This is a genomic window from Legionella sp. ST3F1 (assembly GCF_048553315.1).
Taxonomy (GTDB): Bacteria; Pseudomonadota; Gammaproteobacteria; order Legionellales; family Legionellaceae; genus Tatlockia; species Tatlockia donaldsonii.
The window spans coordinates 1-252 of record NZ_JBLZIO010000082.1; the positions used below are offsets into that span (position 1 = coordinate 1).

The window sequence follows — 252 nt, forward strand, 5'->3', positions numbered from 1 at the left end:
GGGGCTATGTCCTCCTAACTGCTTGTCTTGAGAAGCCTCTAAATCGTTTTGCTTGTCATCGGTTACAATCGCATGATAACCATGCGCGACTGACTCTTTAGACGCGAGGTTGGAGTTTTCTGTTATTTTTTCTAAATCACGTTGGGTTAGAAAATTGCAATTTTTATCTTTACCCTGAGGGGTTTTCATGTGACCAGGGACGGTGTGACTATGAATGCCTTGCTCTGCTAATTTCTTTGCAAACGCCTGCGC

At 44.0% G+C, this 252-nt stretch carries 1 protein-coding gene; it reads right to left on the reverse strand.

The window, feature by feature from the left end; translation table 11 throughout:
• Window positions 1–252: hypothetical protein (locus tag ACN4Z1_RS16030; protein WP_419423063.1), on the reverse strand; the 252-nt coding region annotated here is incomplete at both ends.